The 20,766-nt window shown below is 60.8% G+C and carries 23 protein-coding genes and 1 tRNA gene; 15 read left to right on the top strand and 9 right to left on the bottom strand.

All coding sequences use genetic code 11. From position 1 onward, the window contains the following. Positions 1-189: 189 nt before the first annotated feature. Together V8359_RS06810 and V8359_RS06805 are read left to right on the top strand one after the other, a co-directional pair. Positions 190-690, top strand: a complete 501-nt coding sequence (locus V8359_RS06810; RefSeq protein WP_336428018.1) for a hypothetical protein — start codon at positions 190-192, stop codon at positions 688-690. Positions 691-716: 26 nt separating this feature from the next. Continuing rightward, entirely contained in the window at positions 717-1,406 is a 690-nt protein-coding gene (locus tag V8359_RS06805; RefSeq protein WP_336428017.1) for a hypothetical protein, read from the top strand. A gap of 9 nt (positions 1,407-1,415) precedes the next feature. On the opposite strand, the gene V8359_RS06800 is transcribed toward V8359_RS06805, so the two are convergent. Beyond that, the gene (locus V8359_RS06800) at positions 1,416-2,144 is read right to left on the bottom strand and encodes a heme-dependent oxidative N-demethylase family protein (protein WP_336428016.1); all 729 of its coding nucleotides are present in this window, start codon (positions 2,142-2,144) and stop codon (positions 1,416-1,418) included. A 149-nt stretch (positions 2,145-2,293) separates the two neighbouring features. Here V8359_RS06800 and dddP point away from each other — a divergent pair, with 149 nt between their 5' ends. Then, complete coding sequence (gene dddP / locus V8359_RS06795) at positions 2,294-3,634, top strand: dimethylsulfonioproprionate lyase DddP (protein ID WP_336428015.1); 1,341 nt, start codon at positions 2,294-2,296, stop codon at positions 3,632-3,634. A 17-nt stretch (positions 3,635-3,651) separates the two neighbouring features. On the opposite strand, the gene V8359_RS06790 is transcribed toward dddP, so the two are convergent. Both V8359_RS06790 and V8359_RS06785 read right to left on the bottom strand, forming a co-directional pair. Continuing rightward, entirely contained in the window at positions 3,652-4,725 is a 1,074-nt protein-coding gene (locus V8359_RS06790) for a CsgG/HfaB family protein (RefSeq protein WP_336428014.1), read from the bottom strand. After that, on the bottom strand, positions 4,722-5,288 hold the full coding sequence (locus tag V8359_RS06785; protein WP_336428013.1) for a hypothetical protein: 567 nt from the start codon (positions 5,286-5,288) through the stop codon (positions 4,722-4,724). Before V8359_RS06785 ends, V8359_RS06790 begins: the two co-directional genes overlap by 4 nt. A 398-nt stretch (positions 5,289-5,686) precedes the next feature. On the opposite strand from V8359_RS06785, the gene V8359_RS06780 reads away from it, so the two are divergent. After that, entirely contained in the window at positions 5,687-6,907 is a 1,221-nt protein-coding gene (locus V8359_RS06780; RefSeq protein WP_336428012.1) for a bifunctional alpha/beta hydrolase/OsmC family protein, read from the top strand. A gap of 37 nt (positions 6,908-6,944) precedes the next feature. Continuing rightward, positions 6,945-7,018: transfer RNA gene (locus V8359_RS06775), tRNA-Gly, on the top strand. 84 nt (positions 7,019-7,102) lie between these two features. Here V8359_RS06775 and V8359_RS06770 read toward each other — a convergent pair. Further along, positions 7,103-7,591: a peroxiredoxin gene (locus V8359_RS06770; protein ID WP_336428011.1), complete on the bottom strand. Its 489-nt coding sequence runs from the start codon at positions 7,589-7,591 to the stop codon at positions 7,103-7,105. Between the two features lie 86 nt (positions 7,592-7,677). Here V8359_RS06770 and V8359_RS06765 point away from each other — a divergent pair, with 86 nt between their 5' ends. Together V8359_RS06765 and rsmD are read left to right on the top strand one after the other, a co-directional pair. Continuing rightward, complete coding sequence (locus V8359_RS06765) at positions 7,678-8,889, top strand: NAD(P)/FAD-dependent oxidoreductase (RefSeq protein ID WP_336428010.1); 1,212 nt, start codon at positions 7,678-7,680, stop codon at positions 8,887-8,889. Then, positions 8,886-9,449, top strand: coding sequence for a 16S rRNA (guanine(966)-N(2))-methyltransferase RsmD (gene rsmD / locus V8359_RS06760; protein WP_336428009.1), 564 nt, complete (start codon positions 8,886-8,888; stop codon positions 9,447-9,449). Before V8359_RS06765 ends, rsmD begins: the two co-directional genes overlap by 4 nt. Here the strand turns inward: rsmD and V8359_RS06755 are convergent. Both V8359_RS06755 and V8359_RS06750 read right to left on the bottom strand, forming a co-directional pair. Further along, a complete protein-coding gene (locus V8359_RS06755; RefSeq protein ID WP_336428008.1) occupies positions 9,434-9,811 on the bottom strand; it encodes a hypothetical protein in 378 nt (125 codons plus the stop codon). The two genes, rsmD and V8359_RS06755, sit on opposite strands and share 16 nt — an antisense overlap. A 60-nt stretch (positions 9,812-9,871) precedes the next feature. Beyond that, entirely contained in the window at positions 9,872-11,146 is a 1,275-nt protein-coding gene (locus V8359_RS06750; protein ID WP_336428007.1) for a glycerate kinase type-2 family protein, read from the bottom strand. Between the two features lie 127 nt (positions 11,147-11,273). Between V8359_RS06750 and crcB the strand changes: the two genes are divergently transcribed. The 8 genes from crcB to V8359_RS06710 all read left to right on the top strand — a co-directional run bounded on the left by crcB (position 11,274) and on the right by V8359_RS06710 (position 18,742). Continuing rightward, on the top strand, positions 11,274-11,651 hold the full coding sequence (gene crcB, locus V8359_RS06745; RefSeq protein ID WP_336428006.1) for a fluoride efflux transporter CrcB: 378 nt from the start codon (positions 11,274-11,276) through the stop codon (positions 11,649-11,651). Further along, positions 11,648-12,694: an RluA family pseudouridine synthase gene (locus V8359_RS06740; protein WP_336428005.1), complete on the top strand. Its 1,047-nt coding sequence runs from the start codon at positions 11,648-11,650 to the stop codon at positions 12,692-12,694. Before crcB ends, V8359_RS06740 begins: the two co-directional genes overlap by 4 nt. Continuing rightward, positions 12,691-13,377: an HAD-IA family hydrolase gene (locus V8359_RS06735; protein ID WP_442970335.1), complete on the top strand. Its 687-nt coding sequence runs from the start codon at positions 12,691-12,693 to the stop codon at positions 13,375-13,377. Before V8359_RS06740 ends, V8359_RS06735 begins: the two co-directional genes overlap by 4 nt. Further along, on the top strand, positions 13,374-14,087 hold the full coding sequence (locus tag V8359_RS06730) for an ATP12 family chaperone protein (protein WP_336428003.1): 714 nt from the start codon (positions 13,374-13,376) through the stop codon (positions 14,085-14,087). Before V8359_RS06735 ends, V8359_RS06730 begins: the two co-directional genes overlap by 4 nt. Positions 14,088-14,290: 203 nt before the next feature. Beyond that, the gene (locus V8359_RS06725) at positions 14,291-15,310 is read left to right on the top strand and encodes an amino acid ABC transporter substrate-binding protein (protein ID WP_336428002.1); all 1,020 of its coding nucleotides are present in this window, start codon (positions 14,291-14,293) and stop codon (positions 15,308-15,310) included. A 124-nt stretch (positions 15,311-15,434) separates the two neighbouring features. Next, positions 15,435-16,649, top strand: coding sequence for an amino acid ABC transporter permease (locus tag V8359_RS06720; RefSeq protein WP_336428001.1), 1,215 nt, complete (start codon positions 15,435-15,437; stop codon positions 16,647-16,649). A gap of 1 nt (position 16,650) precedes the next feature. After that, positions 16,651-17,955, top strand: a complete 1,305-nt coding sequence (locus tag V8359_RS06715) for an amino acid ABC transporter permease (RefSeq protein WP_336428000.1) — start codon at positions 16,651-16,653, stop codon at positions 17,953-17,955. A gap of 16 nt (positions 17,956-17,971) precedes the next feature. Next, a complete protein-coding gene (locus tag V8359_RS06710) occupies positions 17,972-18,742 on the top strand; it encodes an amino acid ABC transporter ATP-binding protein (protein WP_336427999.1) in 771 nt (256 codons plus the stop codon). Between the two features lie 99 nt (positions 18,743-18,841). Here V8359_RS06710 and V8359_RS06705 read toward each other — a convergent pair whose 3' ends face one another. Genes V8359_RS06705 through V8359_RS06695 form a run of 3 tightly spaced genes read right to left on the bottom strand, consistent with a single transcriptional unit; the run spans position 18,842 to position 20,756 of the window. Beyond that, the gene (locus tag V8359_RS06705) at positions 18,842-19,315 is read right to left on the bottom strand and encodes a SixA phosphatase family protein (RefSeq protein WP_336428596.1); all 474 of its coding nucleotides are present in this window, start codon (positions 19,313-19,315) and stop codon (positions 18,842-18,844) included. A 17-nt stretch (positions 19,316-19,332) separates the two neighbouring features. Continuing rightward, a complete protein-coding gene (locus tag V8359_RS06700; protein ID WP_336427998.1) occupies positions 19,333-19,986 on the bottom strand; it encodes a ferredoxin in 654 nt (217 codons plus the stop codon). Beyond that, positions 19,962-20,756, bottom strand: a complete 795-nt coding sequence (locus tag V8359_RS06695; protein WP_336427997.1) for a sterol desaturase family protein — start codon at positions 20,754-20,756, stop codon at positions 19,962-19,964. Before V8359_RS06695 ends, V8359_RS06700 begins: the two co-directional genes overlap by 25 nt. Positions 20,757-20,766 lie beyond the last annotated feature (10 nt).

Raw genomic sequence — 20,766 nt, 5'->3', positions numbered from 1 at the left:
AATTTTCAGGCAGATCGCATGGATTACATTCTGTGACGCATGAAAATAACACGTCATATCAATCGAGTGCGCGGATTTTCAGATTGTTTCCATTCGCATCGTATTTTCAGAAACAATCCATAATCGAACCTTATTCCCTGCGCTTTCTTAACGGATGATTAATATCTGAACAGCATGTGGATAGATCTCATGACGAGAATAAATGCGAAAAAGATACAGAATTTCAGTCTGAAAACCGGCGTGCAACGGTCCCGGTTCATGGGTCGCCACCCGGTCAAAGCTCGACCGTTCTCCGCGCCGATCTGTCTTCCTGACATGCGCGACGGTTCCTTGCATGGCCCGGCCAAGGCGGGCGAGGCGCGCCTGCCGCCAGTAGAGGAGACGTTCAAACGGCTTGAGGCCGCGATGGCAGAGCGCGATCCCCGATCCTTGATGGGCCGACCGCAGGCTCAGAACGATCTGCAGCAGAACGGTGGGCCGTGGGCCCGTGGGCTTGCATGGGGCCTGTGTGGGATTCTGACCGTCATTGCCCTGCCCGTGGCCACCGCGCTGGCCATCATCTCGCTTCGCAAGGGGGCAAACCTCAGGCTTGCGGCGCAGTCCGTCGCGCTCACCGGAACTTTCATCGCGCTTAACGGCAACGCGGCCACGGCCAGCACGCTTCACGCCGTCTCGCATTTCCTGTCCTGAACTCATCGCCCGAGGTTGATACTCTCATGTCCTGCACAAAAGGCGCGATCGCAGCCATACAGTTCAACACCAAGCCGCCGCTTGATTTCGCGGATATCGTCGAGGAGTTCGACATTTCCTTCAAACCGGACGGCCTCAAGCGCAGCCTGACATGGGATTGTGACGACATCGCCTTGATGGATCGCGGTTTCCTGCGGATCGGTCTTGGATGGCTCGCGCCGGACGATGACGAAGGGGCGTGGTATCTGGTGCTTGCGGTCGGGCCGGGGCCGGACGCCCCAGAGATGCCGGATACCGATATCCTGTGCAACCGGCTGACCCGGCACATCCTCAGGAAGACCAAGGCTTATCTGCCTTTTGATACGGTTTATCATGGAACGGTTTCCAGCGCCGTGGATGCGACCCTGATCGATTCGGTGATCGAAGCCTTGCAAGCGCTTGGATCGCAGACCTGCGATGATGAGCCATGGGTGCCGCCTGTGGCCGAAATCGCGGATGCCCGTCCCGGCAAAACGCGGGCCGCGAACACCGACGCAAGAGGTGCGGGTTACACGCCGAGTGCCCATGCAGAGCGGGACGCCGACAGACAAATCACAGTGCCCATGCATCTGAGCATATACGCGCTCGGTGCCACCATGCTGGTTCAGGCCCCGCCGGTGGGGGCGGCGCTGCTTGTCTATACGATGCTCCGCGAAGAATTCGCCACTGCGGCCTGACAGGGCTGGTTACGCGGTGTCGCGATTGCGGACAACATAGCTGTGAATTGAGAACACCACCGCGCGCGTCCGCGGCAGGCGCAGAACGACCTGCCTCTCTGAACGCAGATAGGGCGCCTCTTCCGCCGTGACCGGGGCCTTTTCATAGGGTTGGTGCAATTCGGGATCGGCATAGGTCAGCAGGTTTTGCCGCCTGAGAGGGCGCCCCTCACGCACACCGTCAAAAAGCCGCTGAACCCGCCGGGCGACGCCCGTGTCATATTCCGTGATCGGTGCGTGTATCGTGGTAAGCGGGCGTCCGATCTTGTCCGAGAGCCGCCAGCTTGCCGGAAAGCAGAGCACCGCCCCGACAAGGACATGCTCTGTCCCCCGCGTCTGCAACAGGCACAGATCCTCCTGTATCAACCTTCCCAACGTGCCGAGCGGATCAGCCGAATTGAGCGTGATCCTCACACCATCGGGCCTCAGGACATCGGTGTCCGACACCTTGTAATCCGCCTGCGCCGAAAGCTGCGTCAGCACAGTCTCAAGAAGCTCCGTCGCCGCGTCGTGCGCCTCGGGCAAAAGCGCGATGACCGCTTCGCGCCGGGTCGTGACAAGGGTGTCACGCCGCGCCATCTGCGCCGCGAACGCCTCATCGGTGACAAGCCAATCGTCCAGCGCGATGGGCGTCACATTCGGCAGGGGGCGGCGCTCATGGGCGGCGTCGGGCAGGGCGGCTTGCAGGATTTCAGTCATCGGAATCCGGATCGAAACTTGATTAAAGCGGTGTCGTGCAGGTTCTACGCACTCTCACGCGAAAGGAAAAGCGGCGACCATTGATGTCGGTTTCTGGCAAGCTGCGATGTTGCCGGGCACCCATTCTGATCCGCAAAGGGAGCACCGCCATGAACCAGCACTACCGCGACACCCGCAAGATCGATCCGGCCCGTGGCGCCATGCTTGGGGATAACACCCCTAACGACAATGACCGGATCGAGATCGGGCCGAGCCAGCTGGCATTCGGGGAATGGGCCGCTGCCGGGTTGGACCTACCCGATCTGCAACGCATGCGCGAATATCGCTGGACGCGTCTGACACAGGCGGTGGTGGATCGCGACTATGGCGGGGTGCTGATGTTCGACCCGCTCAATATCCGCTATGCCACCGACAGCACCAACATGCAGCTTTGGAACACGCACAACCCGTTTCGCGCCGTGCTTGTCTGTGCCGATGGCTACATGGTGATCTGGGATTACAAGAATTCGCCCTTTCTCAGCACCTTCAACCCTCTGGTGCGGGAGCAACGCTCGGGTGCTGACCTGTTTTATTTCGACCGCGGCGACAAGGTGGATGTCGCCGCCGATGTCTTCTCGAACGAGGTGCGCAGCCTCATCGCCGAACATGGCGGCGGCAACATGCGGCTTGCCGTGGACAAGATCATGCTGCACGGCCTGCGCGCGCTTGAGGCGCAAGGCTTTGAGATCATGGAGGGCGAGGAACTCACCGAGAAGACCCGCGCCATCAAGGGCCCGGATGAGATCCGCGCCATGCGCTGTGCCAGCCACGCCTGCGAAACCTCGGTCGCGGCGATGGAGCGGTTCGCGCGCGAAATGGTGCCGCAGGGAAACACCTCGGAAGACGATATCTGGGCCGTACTTCATGCCGAGAACATCAAGCGCGGTGGTGAGTGGATCGAGACCCGCCTTCTGTCATCCGGTCCCCGCACCAACCCGTGGTTTCAGGAATGCGGCCCCCGGATCGTGCAGAACAACGAGATTATCGCCTTCGATACAGACCTCATCGGAAGCTATGGCATCTGCGTGGACATTTCGCGCACTTGGTGGGTGGGGGACGAAGCGCCGCGCCCAGATATGATCTATGCGATGCGGCATGCGCATGAGCACATCATGACCAACATGGAAATGCTCAAACCCGGTGTCATGATCCCCGAGCTTACAGCGAGCTGTCACCGTCTGGACGATCAGTTTCAGGCCCAGAAATACGGCTGCCTGATGCACGGGGTCGGGCTGTGCGATGAATGGCCGCTCGTGGCCTATCCTGATCAGGCGGTCGCGGGGGCCTATGATTATCCGCTCGAGCCGGGCATGGTCTTGTGTGTCGAGGCGGCGGTCGGTGCGGTGGGGGCTGACTTCTCGATCAAGCTCGAGGATCAGGTTCTCATCACCGAAGACGGCTTTGAGAACCTGAGCCGGTATCCGTTCGACGCCGCGCTGATGGGGGAATGACAGGCGGCCTCAATGCGTCACTTCTCTGTCGGCACCATGTCGTAGAACCCCACCGATTGCACTTCGTAGGTGTCGGCTTCTTCGGTGTTCGGCGTCACCACCAATTCCATTGTCAGTGACATTTTCGGCGCGTCGAGAGCCTTCTCGCCTTCCATCTGGAAGTTGAGCTGCGCCAGTTTGCCCGGTGCCAGAAGTGTGATGCGCGAGGCCGAACTCGAGGTGCAGTTGTAAAAACTGCTGTTGCATATGCGCAGCCCCGACCAGTTGCCCTTGTAGGTCATAAAGCCGCCGTTGCCGTCCGAGACCGACAATGACTCGCGCACATACGATAGCGCGATCGGCACATCGCTTGTGTTCTTGAACCGGATCGACACGCTCATGTCGCCGCTGTCCTTGGAATAGATCAGGCTGCTCACCAGGGCATCATAGACATTCGAGGAAAACTTCTTTGACGGCGCCGTAAGCCCGCCGCCCTGACTGTCGGTGCCCTGATCAATCACGACCACTTGTGTGCCGTTGCCGGTCTGCGCTGCGTCATCTGTTCCCGCGCTAAACCCGCATTGTGCGCGGCTTCGTGTTGTCATTATTTTGGCCACGCTGCCCACGCTGGGGAAACTTGATCTTGCCGTTGCGAAAAGCCGCCCGTTCTCGGTGCTGATCATCCGGGCCTGCATTTTCACCTGCTCACCGAACTGGATAAGCGAGCCGGTCACGACCGCGTCCACCCCCTCGATCTCGCCCAACTGTTTGGCCGCATCCGGCGCGATGGTTCCGTCAAAGACCAGCTCCATCTCGCGGAATATGGCGCTGAGCTGGGACCGTTCGATGATGTTGATCTGTCCTTGTCCGGCGTTGAAAAGGCTGTCCACGATGAATTCGGTTACGTAATTCGACAGATCGGAACAGGTGCCGTCGCCATGGGTGAAGGTTGAAATGCCGATGGTGGGCGGCTCGTCCGCGCCAGTGCGCGCGACGATCTGCTCGGCCACCTCGTCAAGGCTGCCATCGACCGATCCCGCGGCCTGAACAAAGCCGCCGGACCATCCAAGGGCCAAGGCGGCGCACAATGTAGTGAAGCGTTTGCGTATCATTCGTTTTCCAATTTGCTGCATGAATCTCCAAAATCCTCTGCTGACAGGGCCGGTGACAATCCGTGTGCGGCGGCGTCGGTGGCGCGTGCCTCATGACCCGGCCCCTTGCCCGATCCGGAAAGATCGACCATGGCAACCGTTCCGCCGCCCCTGAGCGTCACCTGCGCCTCGAGGTAAAGACTGTCGAAGCCCGATGTCGCCTCGGCGGCCGGTGTGAACCTTGGCGACAGGTCAAGTGCGGCCAGTGTAATGCCCTCACAGCCCAGACGCTCAAGCTCAAGCCGCAGGCGGTTGGCAAGCCGGGCGCGCAGCGGGTTGCCGTCCGTCTCCTCAGCGGGTGGTTGGGCTGCCGGTGCTACGGTCGCGGCATCGGTGGTCGTTTCGGCTGTCGGTGCTGGGATGGCGATGGCGGCCGGCTCCGGCGCGGTCGTGGCCGGGTCGGTCCCGAAAACGGAGCCTGTCGCCCGCCAGCGATCAATCAGCCCCACGCCGTCATAAACCGCGCCAAGCACGGCACCGCCGAAAATGGTGACGGTTACAATCTTTGCCGAATGACCTGACAAAATGGTCCTGCTCTCCCGAAAGGCTCGGATGTCAGCCTACAATTTGATTTGCGATCTGGTCCAGTGGCAATACGGGCTGCCCAGACATCGCATCGTCCGCCGGGTTAACGCCGCCGGATGCGGCCAATCGCACCGACGCGATACCGATGTGAATGCCGACGTGTATACCGACATTGCGTTCGGTGCCGATTGGCCAGTGTTAACAGGTGATTCGTCCATATCGTGCGGTTTGACCCACAGATGATGAGCTCGCCACGTCAGGAAAGCATTCACATTCGGGGTGCGCAGCCCGCTTTGCCCTGCGCGCCTGCTCACCTTGCCGTGACGTTCCTTTCAAGGTTCTGGTTTTGCCGGCCTCGGACCACTACCATCTGAGGACGCCCTGAAAAGGAGAGCCAATGCCAACTGAACGCTTCACATTCGCCGGTCACGACGGTGCCGAACTGGCCGCGCGACTTGACCTTCCCGAGGGGCAGCACCTTGCGACCGCGCTTTTTGCGCATTGCTTTACCTGCTCAAAGGATATCCACGCCGCGCGGCGCATCTCGGCCCGTCTCGCGGGGGCGGGTATTGCCGTTTTGCGGTTTGATTTCACAGGCTTGGGTCACTCTGGCGGAGAGTTCGAGAATACGACCTTCACCTCCAATATCCATGACCTGCGCCGCGCGGCCGAGGCGCTGTCTGATCGCGGCATGGCGCCCAGTTTGCTTGTCGGTCACTCGCTAGGGGGTGCCGCCGCGCTGGCCACTGCGCGCAGCCTTGACAGTGTGAAGGCAGTCGTCACCATCGGCGCGCCGTTTGATCCCGGCCATGTCACGGCGAATTTCGGAGATGCGCTTGACCGGATCAAGACCGAAGGCGCCGCCGAGGTCAATCTTGGCGGGCGCCCCGTACGTATCGGTCGCGATTTCGTCGAAGATGTGCAGGCCGAAGGGCTGGAAGGTGAAATATCTAAACTTAACAGGGCATTGCTGGTTCTCCACGCGCCGCGCGACAAGGTTGTCGGGATCGAGAATGCCGCGGAAATCTTCGGGGCGGCCAAGCATCCCAAAAGCTTTGTCACGCTCGATGATGCCGATCACCTGATCTCGGGGGGCGACGATGCCGAATACGCCGCCGAGGTGATCGCGGCATGGGCAGCGCGCTATCTCGATCTGCGCCCCTCGGCCCCGCCCCCCGGCGCGCCCGAGGGTGTCGTACGGGTGTCCGAGGCCAATCCCGAAGGCTTTCTTCAGGACATCAACGCAGGCCCCCGGCATCATGCCCTCGCGGATGAGCCCGAGGCCTATGGCGGCACGGATCGGGGCATGTCCCCATATGGGTTTCTCTCGGCGGGGCTTGGAGCTTGCACCTCGATGACGATCCGTATGTATGCCCGTCGCAAGGGCTGGCCGCTATCTCATGTGCGTGTCGATGTGAGCCACGATAAGGTGCATGCGCAAGATGCCGAGATGGCCAAGGACGCCAAGGATGCCAAGGCCGACAAGTTCACCCGCGTGATCACGCTCGAGGGTGATCTCGATGCGGATCAGCGCAGCCGCCTTCTTGAGATTGCCGACCGCTGCCCGGTTCACAGAACGCTTGAGAAAACCTCGGTTATCGTGACGCGGGCGGCTTGACGCTGCGCCGCGCATCTCTTAATTCACATGGTGCTGAGCGGGTATGGTGAAATGGTATCATAAGAGCCTTCCAAGCTTAAGGTGCGGGTTCGATTCCCGCTACCCGCTCCATAAAACCACTTGATATCATGGCCTTTTGACGACAAAGACCGCCCTGCGGCGGCCTTTGTCTTATGGTGTGTTCCGGGCCCGGTATCAGAGCTTTTCGAGGATCGACTCGCCTGATGACACGTCGCACTGGCCGGGGTTGTCCTCGACTTCCAGCGCCGTGACGGTTCCGTCCTCAACGATTATGGCGTATCGCTTGGACCGGTCGATCAAACCCGCAGGCTTGCCGGTGAAATCCATCCCCATCGCCTTGGTGAATTCGCTTTCCGCATCCGAGAGCATCTTGATCCCCGCCGCCTGCGCGCCGGTGATCTCGGCCCATGCGGACATCACGAAGGGGTCGTTCACGCTGATGCAGATAACATCGTCCACGCCCTTGTCGCGGATGCTGTCCATGTTGCGCACGAAGCTGGGCAGGTGAGCGTTGTGGCAAACCCCCGTAAAGGCCCCCGGAACCGCGAACACGACCAGCTTGCGGCCTTTGGCCAGATCCATGATCTCGACCTGTTCGGGTCCGTCCGAGCCAAGCCGCAAAAGCGTCGAAGAGGGGATATTGTCGCCGATGGAAATGCTCATTGTCGGTTCCTGTCTGGTTCTTGTCCATAAATTCACGCTAGATATAGAGCGGGTCAGTGCGCGTGGCCATGACAATCGGAGGGGACATGTCGGATATCGTTGTGATCGGGGCAGGGCAGGCCGGATCTTCACTTGTGGCCAAGCTTCGCAACGAAGGGTTCGAGGGATCGGTGACACTTGTCGGGGCCGAGCCCGCGCCCCCTTATCAGCGGCCGCCATTGTCCAAGAAATACCTTCTGGGCGAAATGGAGGTTGAGCGGCTTTATCTACGGCCCGAAAGTTTCTATGCCGAGCAGGGGATTGACCTGCGGCTCGATGCGACGGTCACTGCCATTGATCGGGCCACCAAAGAGGTCGTCATGGGCGAGGCACGCTTGCCCTACGGGCGTCTTGTGCTCACCACCGGGTCCGCGCCGCGCCACCTGCCGGCGGCCATCGGGGGCACGTTGCGCGGCGTCTATACCGTGCGCGACCTTGCCGATGTCGACGCCATGGCGCCCGAGTTTCAAGACGAGGCCCATGTCCTGATCGTGGGCGGCGGGTATATCGGGCTTGAGGCGGCGGCTGTTGCGGCCAGCAAGGGGTTGCGCGTCACGCTTGTCGAGATGGCCGACCGCATCCTGCAACGTGTGGCTGCGCCTGAAACATCGGATTTTTTCCGCCGTCTGCACGCGGATCATGATGTCACCATTCGCGAGGCGGTCGGGCTTGAAACCCTGCTGGGGGATGACCGTGTGAGCGGCGCACGCCTGAGCGACGGGAGCGAAATAGACGTTGATTTCGTCATTGTCGGGGTTGGCATCGCGCCCGAAACAGCCTTGGCCGAGGCTGCGGGTCTCGACATCGACAACGGCATCGCGGCCAACGCGCGGGGCCAGACATCGGACCCGGATATATGGACCGCCGGCGATTGCGCGTCGTTCCCTTATCGCGGTGGCCGGTTGCGGCTTGAAAGCGTGCCAAACGCCATCGACATGGCCGAATGCGTGGCCGAGAACCTGATGGGCGCGGAAAAAACCTATGTGCCGAAGCCTTGGTTCTGGTCGGATCAGTATGATGTGAAGCTTCAGATCGCGGGCCTGAACACCGGGTATGACCGCATTGTCAGCCGTCCGGGAGACGAGGGTAACAGCGCGTCGTTCTGGTATTATCGTGGCGATACATTATTGGCCGTGGATGCCATGAACGAGCCGCGCGCCTACATGGTCGGAAAACGCCTGATAGATGCGGGTAAATCGCCCGATCCTGCGGCGGTGGTCGACCCGGCCACGGACCTCAAGACCTTGCTCAAAGCGTGAGGATCATCGCGGGAGACCATCGTGGGCGCCGCCTTGCCAGTCTGGGCAAGGGGGATATGGCCGCGCATCTGCGCCCGACGGCGGACCGGGTTCGCGAAAGCCTCTTCAATGCGCTTTTCGCGGGCTATGACGATCCGGTGACCGGGGCGGTTGTCCTTGATCTTTTTGCAGGAACCGGCGCGCTTGGGCTCGAGGCGCTGTCGCGCGGTGCGGAACATGTCACATTCGTCGAGAGCGGGCGTGTCGCGCAGGGGCTGATTGCCGAAAACATCGCGCTTTGCCGTGCGCAGAGCCGCACGCGCCTTATCCGTCGTGACGCGCGCCGACTTGGTAACTGCGAGGGGCGCGCGGCGGACCTTGTTTTTCTCGACCCACCCTATGGCAAGGCCCTTGGCGAGGCGGCCCTTGATGCGGCGCTTGCCGGTGGCTGGATCGCTGCGGGCGGTCTTGTCGTTTGGGAGGAAAGCGCCGAGATATCACCGCCGGCGGCGCTGAGCCTTGTTGAGGCGCGTCGATATGGCGATACGGTGATCTCGGTGCTGCGTCAAAACGAGATTTGACGGCCTTCGAGCACGGAAAAGGGCTGTAACTCTCCGCTATGGAGCCACGCATATCCGCCGTCGTCGGTGCGCACCACGCTATAGGGCGTCCAGCCGGAATGTTCCCACCAGCTTTCGTATTGGTCGGTCTCCTCATTCACCCGCCAGCGCCCGCGCTCGGGCTGACCGCCCTCCGGGGCATAGACGGTCAGGCCACTTTCGCCATAATACGAACGATAGGCCGTGCCGGACCATGAGCCGATAATGGTGTTGCCGTTCAGCAGCGCCAAGATTTCCTCGGCGGTCATCTTCTCTTCGGATGCCGCGCCGGTAGCTGTCAGCGAGGCAAGCGCCACGCCTGCGATAAAAGTTCTACGAAACACAAAGATCACCTCTGACTGTTTGAGGTATTGATCAAAGCACATCTTGCCGAAGAGGTCGACTCAGGTTGCCGGGAGCACCAGAATCGCCCGGAAGTCATTGACATTGGTGAGCGTGGGGCCGGGCACGACCTGAGCGCCGATATGATCAAAGAAGCTGTGGGCATCGTTGCGATCAAGCGCGGCGCGAGGATCTTCGCCGACGGCTTTTGCTTGTGTGAGGCTGTCCGGTCCGATGATCGCACCCGCCACTTCCGCAGCGCCATCGACGCCGTCGGTATCGCAGGCAATGGCGTGAATGCCGGTCGCTTCGTTCAGGGCGAGCGCAAGGGCGAGCGCATATTCGGCATTGGGCCCGCCCACACCATCGCCCCGGCGTGTCACGGTAAGCTCTCCGCCCGACAAAAGCAGCATCGGGCGCGCACCGGGGGCAAGCCCGGCCTGTTCATTCAGGGCCAGTGCGGCATGATCGGCTGCGATGTCCCGTGCCTCGCCTTCGATGGCATCGCCAAGGATGACAGGATCGATCCCCCGTTCACGCGCGAGGTCGGCGGCGGCGGCGAGCGATTGGGACGGTGCGGCATAAATCACGTTTTCGACCCGGCTAAGCCGCGGATCATCAGGCGAAAGGGGGCTCCCTCCGTGGCCAAGAAACTCCGCGATCGACGCGGGCGGCGTGATGCCCCAGCGATCCAGCACCGCCAAAGCCCCAGCGGCATCGCCGGTGGTTCCGACGGTCGGTCCGCTTGCGATGTCGCCGGGATCATCGCCCGGAACGTCCGAGATCATCAGGCTGATCATACGCGCGGGATAGGCCGCCGCCGCGAGCTTGCCGCCCTTGACCGCCGAGATCTGCTTGCGAATGTCGTTGATATCGCCAATCGGCGCGCCACTGGCCAGAAGCGCATCGGTCAGAGCCTGTTTCTCGGCAAGCGTGATACCGTCTGCGGGCGCGGTCAAAAGTGCCGATCCGCCACCTGAAATCAGCGCAAGGGCGGTATCGCCTTCGGCCAACCCTGACAAAAGATCAAGCATCCGGGCCGTCGCGCGTGCGCCCGCTTCGTCGGGGACGGGGTGGGCGGCCTCGACAATCTCGATACCTTCGCAGGGACGGGCATAGCCATAACGCGTGATGACGAGTCCTTCGCAAGGGCCCCAAATGGCTTCGACCGCCTCGGCCATGCGTGCCGAGGCCTTGCCCGCACCCACCACGAGAAGGCGCCCCTCGGGCCGTGGCGGAAGGGCCGCGCCAAGGCTTTGTATCGGATCGGCGACTTCGACCGCGCGGTCGAAGAGTGCGCGAAGCAAAGCGGGAATGTCGCCGTTGATGTCAGTCATGATGCATGGTCCGTGAATTGGCCCTATGGTTGCGCTATCACCGCTGAGGGGGCGGTCTGTCAAGTCTCGTGCCGGCCTGAGCAGCCCCAACTTGACAAAGGCCCACCCGCGCGCGATGGACGCGCCCATGATCATGTCATTTCTTCAGGTCGCCGCAGGCGGAGCCATAGGCGCAACGATCAGATACGGGGCGGGTCTTGCTCTCGTGCGTCATGTGCAGTCGGGATTCCCGGTGACGATCCTGACGGTCAATGTTCTGGGGTCCTTTCTTATGGGGGTTTTCGTGGTGTGGTCATTCCTGCGCGGGGTCGAACACTGGAACCTGTTTGTCATGACCGGTGTGCTTGGCGGCTTTACCACGTTCTCGGCGTTCTCGCTTGAGACGGTGACACTGTTCGAACGGGGACAATACGGTTCGGCCTTGCTCTATGTGAGCCTTTCGGTCGTGCTCTCTGTTGGTGCGCTGGTTGCGGGCGTGGCCATGGCCCGGGCGATCTGGGCATGAGCGGGGTTCAGACCATCGTGATCGCGTCGGAGGATGCCGATCAGCGCCTTGACCGCTGGCTTCGGCGCCGGTTTCCGCATCTCGGTCAGGGCCGGATCGAGAAAATGTGCCGCAAGGGAGAGCTGCGGATAGATGGTGGCCGGGTCAAACCCGCGACACGGCTCGAGGCTGGCCAAAGCGTGCGTGTGCCGCCGATCCCCGACCCCGGCACGACCCCTCAGCCGGTGACGCCCCGCATCACCGATGCCGATGCCCGCATGATCCGCGCAGCGGTGATCTATCGCGATGATCACGTCATCGCGTTGAACAAGCCGCCGGGCCTTCCGGTGCAGGGCGGATCGAAGCAGACGCGGCATGTGGACGGTCTTGCGGCGGCCCTGCGATTCGGTCTTGAGGAAAATCCGCGCCTTGTGCATCGCCTTGACAAGGACACGTCAGGTGTTCTGCTCTTGGCGCGCACGCGGGCAGCCGCGTCCAAGCTTACGGCCGCATTCCGCCATCGTGCCACGCGCAAAATTTATTGGGCCGCCGTCGCGGGCGTGCCGCAGCCGCGGATGGGCACAGTGAAATACGGTCTGGTCAAGGCGCCGGGCCACGGCAAGGGGGGCGAGGGTGAGAAGATGCTCTGCCTGCACCCGCGCGACGTTGATCAAACCCCCGGCGCCAAGCATGCCACCTCCGATTATGCCGTGTTGGAAAACGCGGGACAGCGCACCGCATGGGTTGCGTTGGTGCCTGTTACGGGCCGCACCCATCAGCTTCGGGCGCATATGGCCGAGTTTGGGCATCCGATTGTCGGCGATGGCAAATACGGCGGGTCGGGTCAGGAGAACCTTGGCGACGGTTGGGGCGCGCAACTTGGCGGCGATGTGAGCCGTAAGCTTCATCTGCACGCGCGCTCGCTGACGATAGAACATCCGGTGACGCGTGCCGTTCTGCACCTGACCGCGCCCATGCCCGAACATATGATACGCACTTGGGACCTGTTTCAGTGGCAGCCCAACGAGGTGCCGGAAGATCCGTTCGAGGACCCGGAGACGTGACGGTGGGGCGGCTCAGACTGATTATCTTTGATGTCGATGGCACATTGGTGGACAGTCAGTCCGACATCCTTGCCGCGATGGGGCAGGCCTTCGCGCAAGAGCGGCTTCCGGTTCCCGACAAGGCGTCGGTGCTGGGCATTGTCGGCCTTTCGCTTCCCGAAGCGTTGCTGCGCCTTGCACCTCAGAGCGCCGATGACGCGCGTGCCCGGATGGTGGCGGGCTACAAGGATGCCTATATGAGCCTTCGCGCCAAGGCCGGTGTCGCGCAATCCTCGCCCTTTTATCCCGGCGCCCGCGACATGCTGCACCGGTTGCAGGCGGTTCCGGAACTCCTTCTCGGGGTGGCGACGGGCAAGTCGCGTCGCGGTCTGGACAAGTTGATCGAGGGACATGCGCTTGAAGGTATGTTCGTGACCCGCCAGGTGAGTGACCATCACCCGTCCAAACCACACCCCTCCATGATCGAGGCCGCACTTGCGGAAACCGGCGTCGCGCCCGAAGACGCGGTCATGGTGGGCGATACCGTCTTTGATATGGAAATGGCCAAGGCCGCCGACATTCGGATGATAGCTGTGAGTTGGGGGTATCACCCGCCCGAGGCACTTGCGGGTGCGGATGCGTCGATCGACCGTTTCGATGACCTGCCGGACAGGTTGAATGCGATGTGGGGGACACGGATATGAGCGAGTGGAAGGCCAAGCGATTCTGGGCGGAGGCCACGGTTGAGGAGACGGACGGCGGATTTACCGTGCGCCTTGACGGGCGGCCGGTGCGCACCCCGGCCAAGCGCGCCCTTGTGGTGCCGACACATGCCCTTGCCTCCGAGATCGCCGCCGAATGGGACGCGCAGGAGGGCGAAATCTCACCAAAGTCCATGCCATGCACCCGAAGCGCGAATGCCGCGCTCGACAAGGTGGCGCCTCAGAAAACCGAGGTGGTCGACATGATCGCCGCCTATGGCGAAAACGATCTTCTATGCTACCGCGCGGAGTCTCCGACCGAATTGGCGGCGAAAGAGGCCGCAGAATGGGATTCTTACCTGAACTGGGCCGAATCGGACCTTTCTGCGCGGCTCGACGTGATCATCGGGGTCATGCACCGGCCCCAACCTCCCGAGGCGATTGCGGCGCTTCACCGGCAGGTGGCGGATCAGGATAACTTCGCGCTTACCGCGCTTCATGACCTTGTCAGTCTGTCGGGGTCGCTTGTTCTGGGACTTGCCGCGCAGCGGGGCCGGGAGGCGCCGGAAGAGCTTTGGCGCGTTTCCCGGATAGACGAAGATTGGCAGACAGAACAATGGGGTGAGGATGAAGAGGCGACGGCTCTGGCAACGCTCAAGCGGAACTCGTTTCTTCATGCCGCGCGCTTTTTCCAATTGTCGCGCGCCTCGTGATAATCGCATTAAAATTAGATGACCCTAGGTAAATGGCTGTGGTAAAAGATTGTTTTTCGGCATGCAGCCCTTGACCTTTTCCGAAGAATGCATCCAAACTCGACCTCGCTGGAGGGAAAAATCCTCCGTGTATCGCCCCGGCCCATCCAGGAGCCGGACATAAACGCCTTTGGGAGAGGGCGGAAAATCAGGAAGAGGTAAACATGAAAAAATCCGTATTTCTTGGCGCGTTGACAGTTGCTGGCTTGACGGCCGGCGCCGCAGCTGCTGCTACGCTTGACGATGTCAAAGCGCGCGGCACGCTGAACTGTGGCGTGACCACCGGCCTTGTCGGCTTTGCTGCACCGGACGAAAACGGCCGGTGGGAAGGCTTCGATGTCGGCGTCTGCCGTGCCGTTGCCGCCGCTGTTCTGGGTGACCAGGACGCCATCGAGTTCGTGCCGACAACCGGCAAAACCCGCTTCACCGCACTGGCTTCGGGCGAAATCGACATGCTCGCCCGGAACACCACATGGACGTTCAGTCGTGACGTCGACCTGAAGTTCGAATTCACCGGCATCAACTACTATGACGGTCAGGGCTTCATGGTTCCCAAGGCATTGGGCGTGACTTCGGCCAAGGAGCTGAACGGCGCGACCGTCTGTATCCAGACCGGCACGACCACCGAGCTCAACCTCGCGGACTTCTTCCGCAAGAACAACATGGACTATGAGCCGGTTCCGATCGAAACTAACGCCGAAGGTCAGCAGCAATACCTTGCTGGTGCCTGCGACGCCTACACGACCGACGCATCGGGCCTTGCCTCGACACGTGCCGCGTTCGAAAATCCGGGCGATCACGTGATCCTGCCGGAAGTTGTGTCGAAAGAGCCGCTGGGTCCGCTGGTGCGTCATGGTGACAACGAATGGGGTGATGTGGTCCGCTGGACCCTGAACGCCCTGATCGCCGCCGAAGAATATGGCGTGACCTCGGCCAATGTCGGTGACATGTCGAATTCGCCGACCGACAGCCCCGAAGTCAACCGCCTGCTCGGCACCGAAGGCAACCTCGGCGAGATGCTCGGTCTCGACAAGGAGTGGGCCAAGCGTGCCATCATGGCCGGTGGTAACTATGGTGAGCTTTTCGAGAAGCACATCGGTGAAAACACCCCGATCGGTCTTTCACGTGGCCTGAACGCCCAGTGGACCGATGGCGGGCTGCTCTACTCGCCGCCGTTCCGCTAAGATACTAGATCAAGGGCGCGGCAAAAGCCGCGCCCTTGGCACCTATAGAGTCAAAGAAACCGGACCCGCTGCACTTGCGTAGTGCGGAAAAAACAAAAGGGCCGGAACACGGGGATACATCCAAATGACTGCATCGACCGACCCTCATAAGGAGTCGTTCCGGCTATCCATGCTGTTGAACGACAAACGCTATCGGTCCTACACGTTCCAGTTCATCGCACTGCTCGCTCTGATTGGCGCGATTGCATATCTCGGTTCGAACCTCATGGCGAACCTTCGCGCCGCGGGCCTCAACATCTCTTGGAGCTTTCTGGGCGAACCTTCCAATTACGACATCAACCAGACCCTGATCGAATATGACAGCCGAAGTTCGCATTGGCGCGCATCGGTCGTGGGTATTCTCAACACGCTGCTTGTGGCCTTTCTCGCCTGTATCACGGCGACGATCCTCGGCGTTGTCGCGGGTGTTCTGCGACTGTCGAATAACTGGCTCATCCGCAAGCTCATGGCATTCTATGTCGAAGCGTTCCGCAATGTGCCGGTCCTGATCTGGATCATCATTATCTTCACGATCATGACGGCCACGCTGCCGCGCCCGAACGCCTTCCGGGGCGACAACGCGACCGCCTCGATGGTGTTTGACAGTGTCGCCTTCACCAACCGCGGGGTTTATTTGCCGCGCCCGGTGTTCGAAAGCGGTTCATGGCTTGTCGTGTTGGTGTTTCTCGCGTCGATCGTTGGGGTCTTTATGTATCGCCGCTACGCGACAAAGCTTCTTTACGACACGGGCAAACTCCTGCCGACCTTCTGGCCGTCACTGGGGATTCTGTTCCTGCCCAGCATCCTGTTCTATTTCATCATGGGGCAGCCGATTTCCCTCGAATATCCGTCGCTTCAAGGTTTCAACTTCTCAGGGGGATGGACAGTGCGCGGATCGCTGATCGCGCTGTGGTTCGCGTTGGCGATCTACACCGGCGCCTTCATCGCCGAAAACGTCCGCGCCGGTATTCAATCGGTGTCGAAGGGACAGACCGAAGCCGCAGCCTCGCTGGGTATTCGTCCACGGCGGATCATGAATCTGGTGATTTTGCCGCAAGCGCTTAGGGTCATCATCCCGCCGCTCATCTCGAACTACCTGAACATCACCAAGAACAGTTCGCTCGCCATCGCGGTGGGCTACATGGACATTACCGGCACGCTTGGTGGCATCACGCTCAATCAGACGGGCCGCGCCATCGAAGCGGTGCTCCTGCTGATGCTGTTCTACCTTGCGATTTCACTGGGTATCTCGGCGGTGATGAACATCTATAACAATGCCGTCCGGCTGAAGGAGCGTTGATATGTCTGACATGATGCAACATCAGATTGACGCTTATGTCCGGCGCGAAATGCTCCCTGAGCAAGAGCCGCCGGTGACCGAGCGTGGCATCGTCAAATGGATGCGCGAGAACCTGTTCTCGAACGTCACGAATGCCATAATGACGCTCATCGCGATACTCGCGGTCTATCTTATCCTCACAGCGACCCTTCCTTGGTTGCTCAACGGGATATGGGATGCACCGTCGATTCGTGCCTGCCGGGAAATTCTTCAGGGTGAGGTCGGGGGCTGCTTCGCGGTTCTAACCGAACGCTGGAACCAACTCTTGTTCGGCTTCAAATATCCAGACACGGAATATTGGCGTCCCACGCTGGCCTTCGTGCTTCTGTTCGTCGCCGCGGCACCGGTGATGTTCTACAAATATACACCACGGGTTATGCTGTTCTTCACGGCGCTTTATCCGTTCCTTGCCTATTGGCTGATCTGGGGCGGGACGATCCTGACGCCTGTGTTTGCCCTTCTGGGCTTTGTCGCGGGCTATGTCGTGTGGACCGTGCTGGTGAAGCGGTCCTTTGCGGGGGCTTTCTTTGGCTCGATCGCGGCGGCTGTGGTCACATGGTGGATCGGCGGCATGATCACCGGCGCCATGGCAACCGAGAATACGCTGCTCATCGCGGTGCAATCGCGGGACATGGGGGGCTTCATGCTCAACCTGATCCTTGGCACCGTCTGTGTGTCGCTGTCGCTCCCGATCGGGATCGCGTTGGCGCTTGGCCGACAGTCGAGCATGCCGATCATCAAGTGGATCTGCGTGATCTTCATCGAGTTCATCCGGGGTGTTCCGCTGATCACGTTGCTATTCGTGGCTAACGTGGTTCTGGCCTATTTCCTGCCGCCGGGGACGACATTCGACCTGATCCTGCGGGTGATCATCATGATCACGATGTTCGCCTCGGCCTATATCGCCGAGGTGATCCGGGGCGGCCTTGCCGCCTTGCCGACAGGGCAATACGAGGCGGCCAACAGTCTCGGGCTGGATTATCCCCAGTCCATGCGTCTCATCATCCTGCCGCAGGCCCTCAAGATTTCGATCCCGGGCATCGTGAACGTGGCCGTGGGCCTCTTCAAGGATACGACGCTCGTGTCTGTCATCTCGATGTTCGACCTCGTGGGCATGATTCGTGGCCCGATCCTTGCCTCGACCGAATGGAACGGGGTCTATTGGGAGCTTCTGGGCTTTGCCGCGCTTCTGTTTTTCGTCGTGTGCTACGGCATATCGCAATATTCACAATGGCTCGAACGTGAGCTGAACACAGATCACCGTTAAGGGGAGGGGCCTGATAATGGCTGAAACCGCACAAAAGTTGCAGGTCTCGGACGAGATCGCCATTCAGATCGACAGCATGAACAAGTGGTTTGGTTCGTTTCATGTGCTGCGTGACATCAATCTTTCGGTTCACCGGGGGGAACGGATCGTGATTGCAGGGCCCTCAGGCTCGGGCAAGTCCACGCTTATCCGGTGCATCAACGCGCTGGAAGAGCATCAACAGGGCCGCATCGAGGTGGATGGCACCGTGCTCAGCTCGGACATCAAGAACATCGACAAGATCCGGTCGGAAGTCGGGATGGTGTTTCAACACTTCAACCTGTTCCCGCATCTGACGATCCTTGAAAACTGCACGCTGGCCCCGATCTGGGTGCGCAAGACGCCCAAGCGCGAGGCCGAGGAAACGGCGATGCATTTCCTTGAAAAGGTGAAGATTCCCGAACAGGCCGATAAGTATCCCGGTCAGCTTTCGGGCGGGCAGCAACAGCGGGTCGCCATCGCGCGGTCGCTTTGCATGAAGCCCCGGATCATGCTTTTTGATGAACCGACCTCGGCGCTTGACCCCGAGATGATCAAGGAAGTTCTCGACACGATGGTCAGCTTGGCCGAGGAGGGCATGACGATGATCTGTGTGACCCACGAGATGGGCTTTGCCCGTCAGGTGGCGAACCGCGTGATTTTCATGGACCAAGGCCAGATCGTCGAACAGAACGAGCCCGAAGAGTTCTTCAACAACCCGCAGAGCGACCGGACCAAGCTTTTCCTCAGCCAGATCCTCGGACATTAAAACGGGTCGGGGAAAAACCTACGGCGCCGGTTTTTGCGAAACCCCTTGGCGCATCGTCTATATCAAAGCGGAAAAGGGCGGGATTTTCCCCGCCCTTTGCTATTTCAGCAGGTCGCGCGGCACCATGAATTGCAGGGCTTCGCCGGTTTCTTCGCCTAGGTCGGGCCATTGGTCTATGGCAAACTCTGCGACCAGCGTTGCACAGGTGGGATAGTCCGCGAACCGCGTGTGGTTGGGCGGCTGTGAGAGCAGCATCTCGGCAAACCACGCGATGCCGGGATTGTGCCCGATCATGAGCACGCTCCCCCCGGTGGCGCCGCGCAGCACCGAGAGCATATCATAAGGACCAGCGTGATAGAGTTTGCGGGTGAACGTGGCTTCGGTGGCGAACCCCAGACAGTCGCAGGTTTCGCGCGTGCGCTCTGCGGTTGAACTGAGGATCTGATCGGGCGTCGCGCCAATGTCGCGAAGCCATTTGCCCATCGCCTTGGCCGAGCGGCGACCACGATCGTTCAGCGGGCGGTCATGATCCATCATGCCGGGGTGGTTCCAACTTGATTTCGCGTGTCGCATGAGGATGAGACGGCGGGTCATGTTGTATGAAAGTAGCGCATGTGCAGCGCCGATTGCGCCGGGCTTCGGTCAAAGCTTTGGCTGATCGGACAGGCGCGGCGGACAAGGCAGCCGCCCTTCATGCAGATCGCACCGGGCAGCGTGTCGAGATAGCTGTGACAGTCCTCGACCTTGTAGAAATGCGCATCGCTAAGCGCATTGACCGGGCAGGCTGTGAGACAGGGTTTGTCCTCGCAACTGTCGCACGGGGAGGTTTCTGGCGCGGGTGGCAGATCCAATTCGCCCCTAATTCGCAAGGCGCCGCGAAAAGAGACCATCATTCCCGCCGTGCCATGAACGAGCATTCCGACCGGGCTTGACCAGGCGTGGCCCGAGCTGAGCGCCCAACGGAGGAAGGGTTGATAGGGCGGGCCGCCGAAGGGGAACACCGCCTCGGAGCCCACCGTGTCGGCCAGCCGGCCGATCACCCGTTCGGACCAGCGATCCATCGGGTCGGGCGCACCATCCTGCATCTCGGGTGTGTCGCGGAACATCTCCCAGAAGCCGTCACCGGGGCCAAGAAGAAGGACGGTGTCGCCCTTTTCGTGCAGGGCACAGAGGATAATCAGGCATTCCCCCGCCACGAGGGCACGGACGCCGTCATAGGTCACTTCCTCTGAAACGGCAGCCATAGGCTCCATCCGAGTTTCGAGGGTCTTTCGTCCTGCCATTCCAGTCCTATCGTCATCGCCTCGTGCCCGTCTTTGGGCTGTGCAAGATATGTGCCAAATAACCTGTCCCAGACCGAAAGAGCAAAGCCATAATTCGTGTCATGCTCGCCGCGGTGGACCGAGTGATGGACCCGGTGCATGTCAGGAGTCACGATCAGCTTGCGCAGAAGGGCATCGGCGCGGGGAGGCAGCGCGATATTGGCGTGGTTGAACATGGCGGTCCCGTTCAGGACAATCTCGAACACAACGATGCCGATGGCGGGCGGGCCAAGAAGATAGACCAGACCGATCTTGAGCAGCATGGACAGCGCGATCTCGACCGGGTGAAAGCGGATCGCGGTGGTGACGTCTATGTCTCGGTCGGCATGGTGAACGCGGTGCAAACGCCACAAGATCGGCACCTTATGGGTCACAAGATGCTGTGCCCAGATGGCCAGATCAAAGATCAGAACGGTCAGGGGAATCGTCACCCAAAGAGAGAGGTCGAGCCGGTTCATGAGGCCCCAGCCTTGTGCCTGAGCGTCGAGAGCGGCACCAACCGCGAGAAGCGGCATGGCAAGGGCCAGAGCGCGCAGGGCGAGGGTGCTGAGGATCACGATCCCCCAGTTGGTGATCCAGCGCCGTCCGCGCGGCTCCTGCCGGGTGCGGCGGGGTGCGTAGGATTCGATCGCGGCCAGTAGCGCGAAAAGGCCCAGAAAGATGGCCAGTCGGATGAGGGCTTCGTTCTCCATGATCAGGAGA

The organism is Roseovarius sp. E0-M6 (genome assembly GCF_037083845.1).
Lineage (GTDB): Bacteria > Pseudomonadota > Alphaproteobacteria > Rhodobacterales > Rhodobacteraceae > Roseovarius.
The sequence above is the reverse complement of the archived record's forward strand: the minus strand, read 5'-3'. Positions and strand labels throughout refer to the sequence as shown.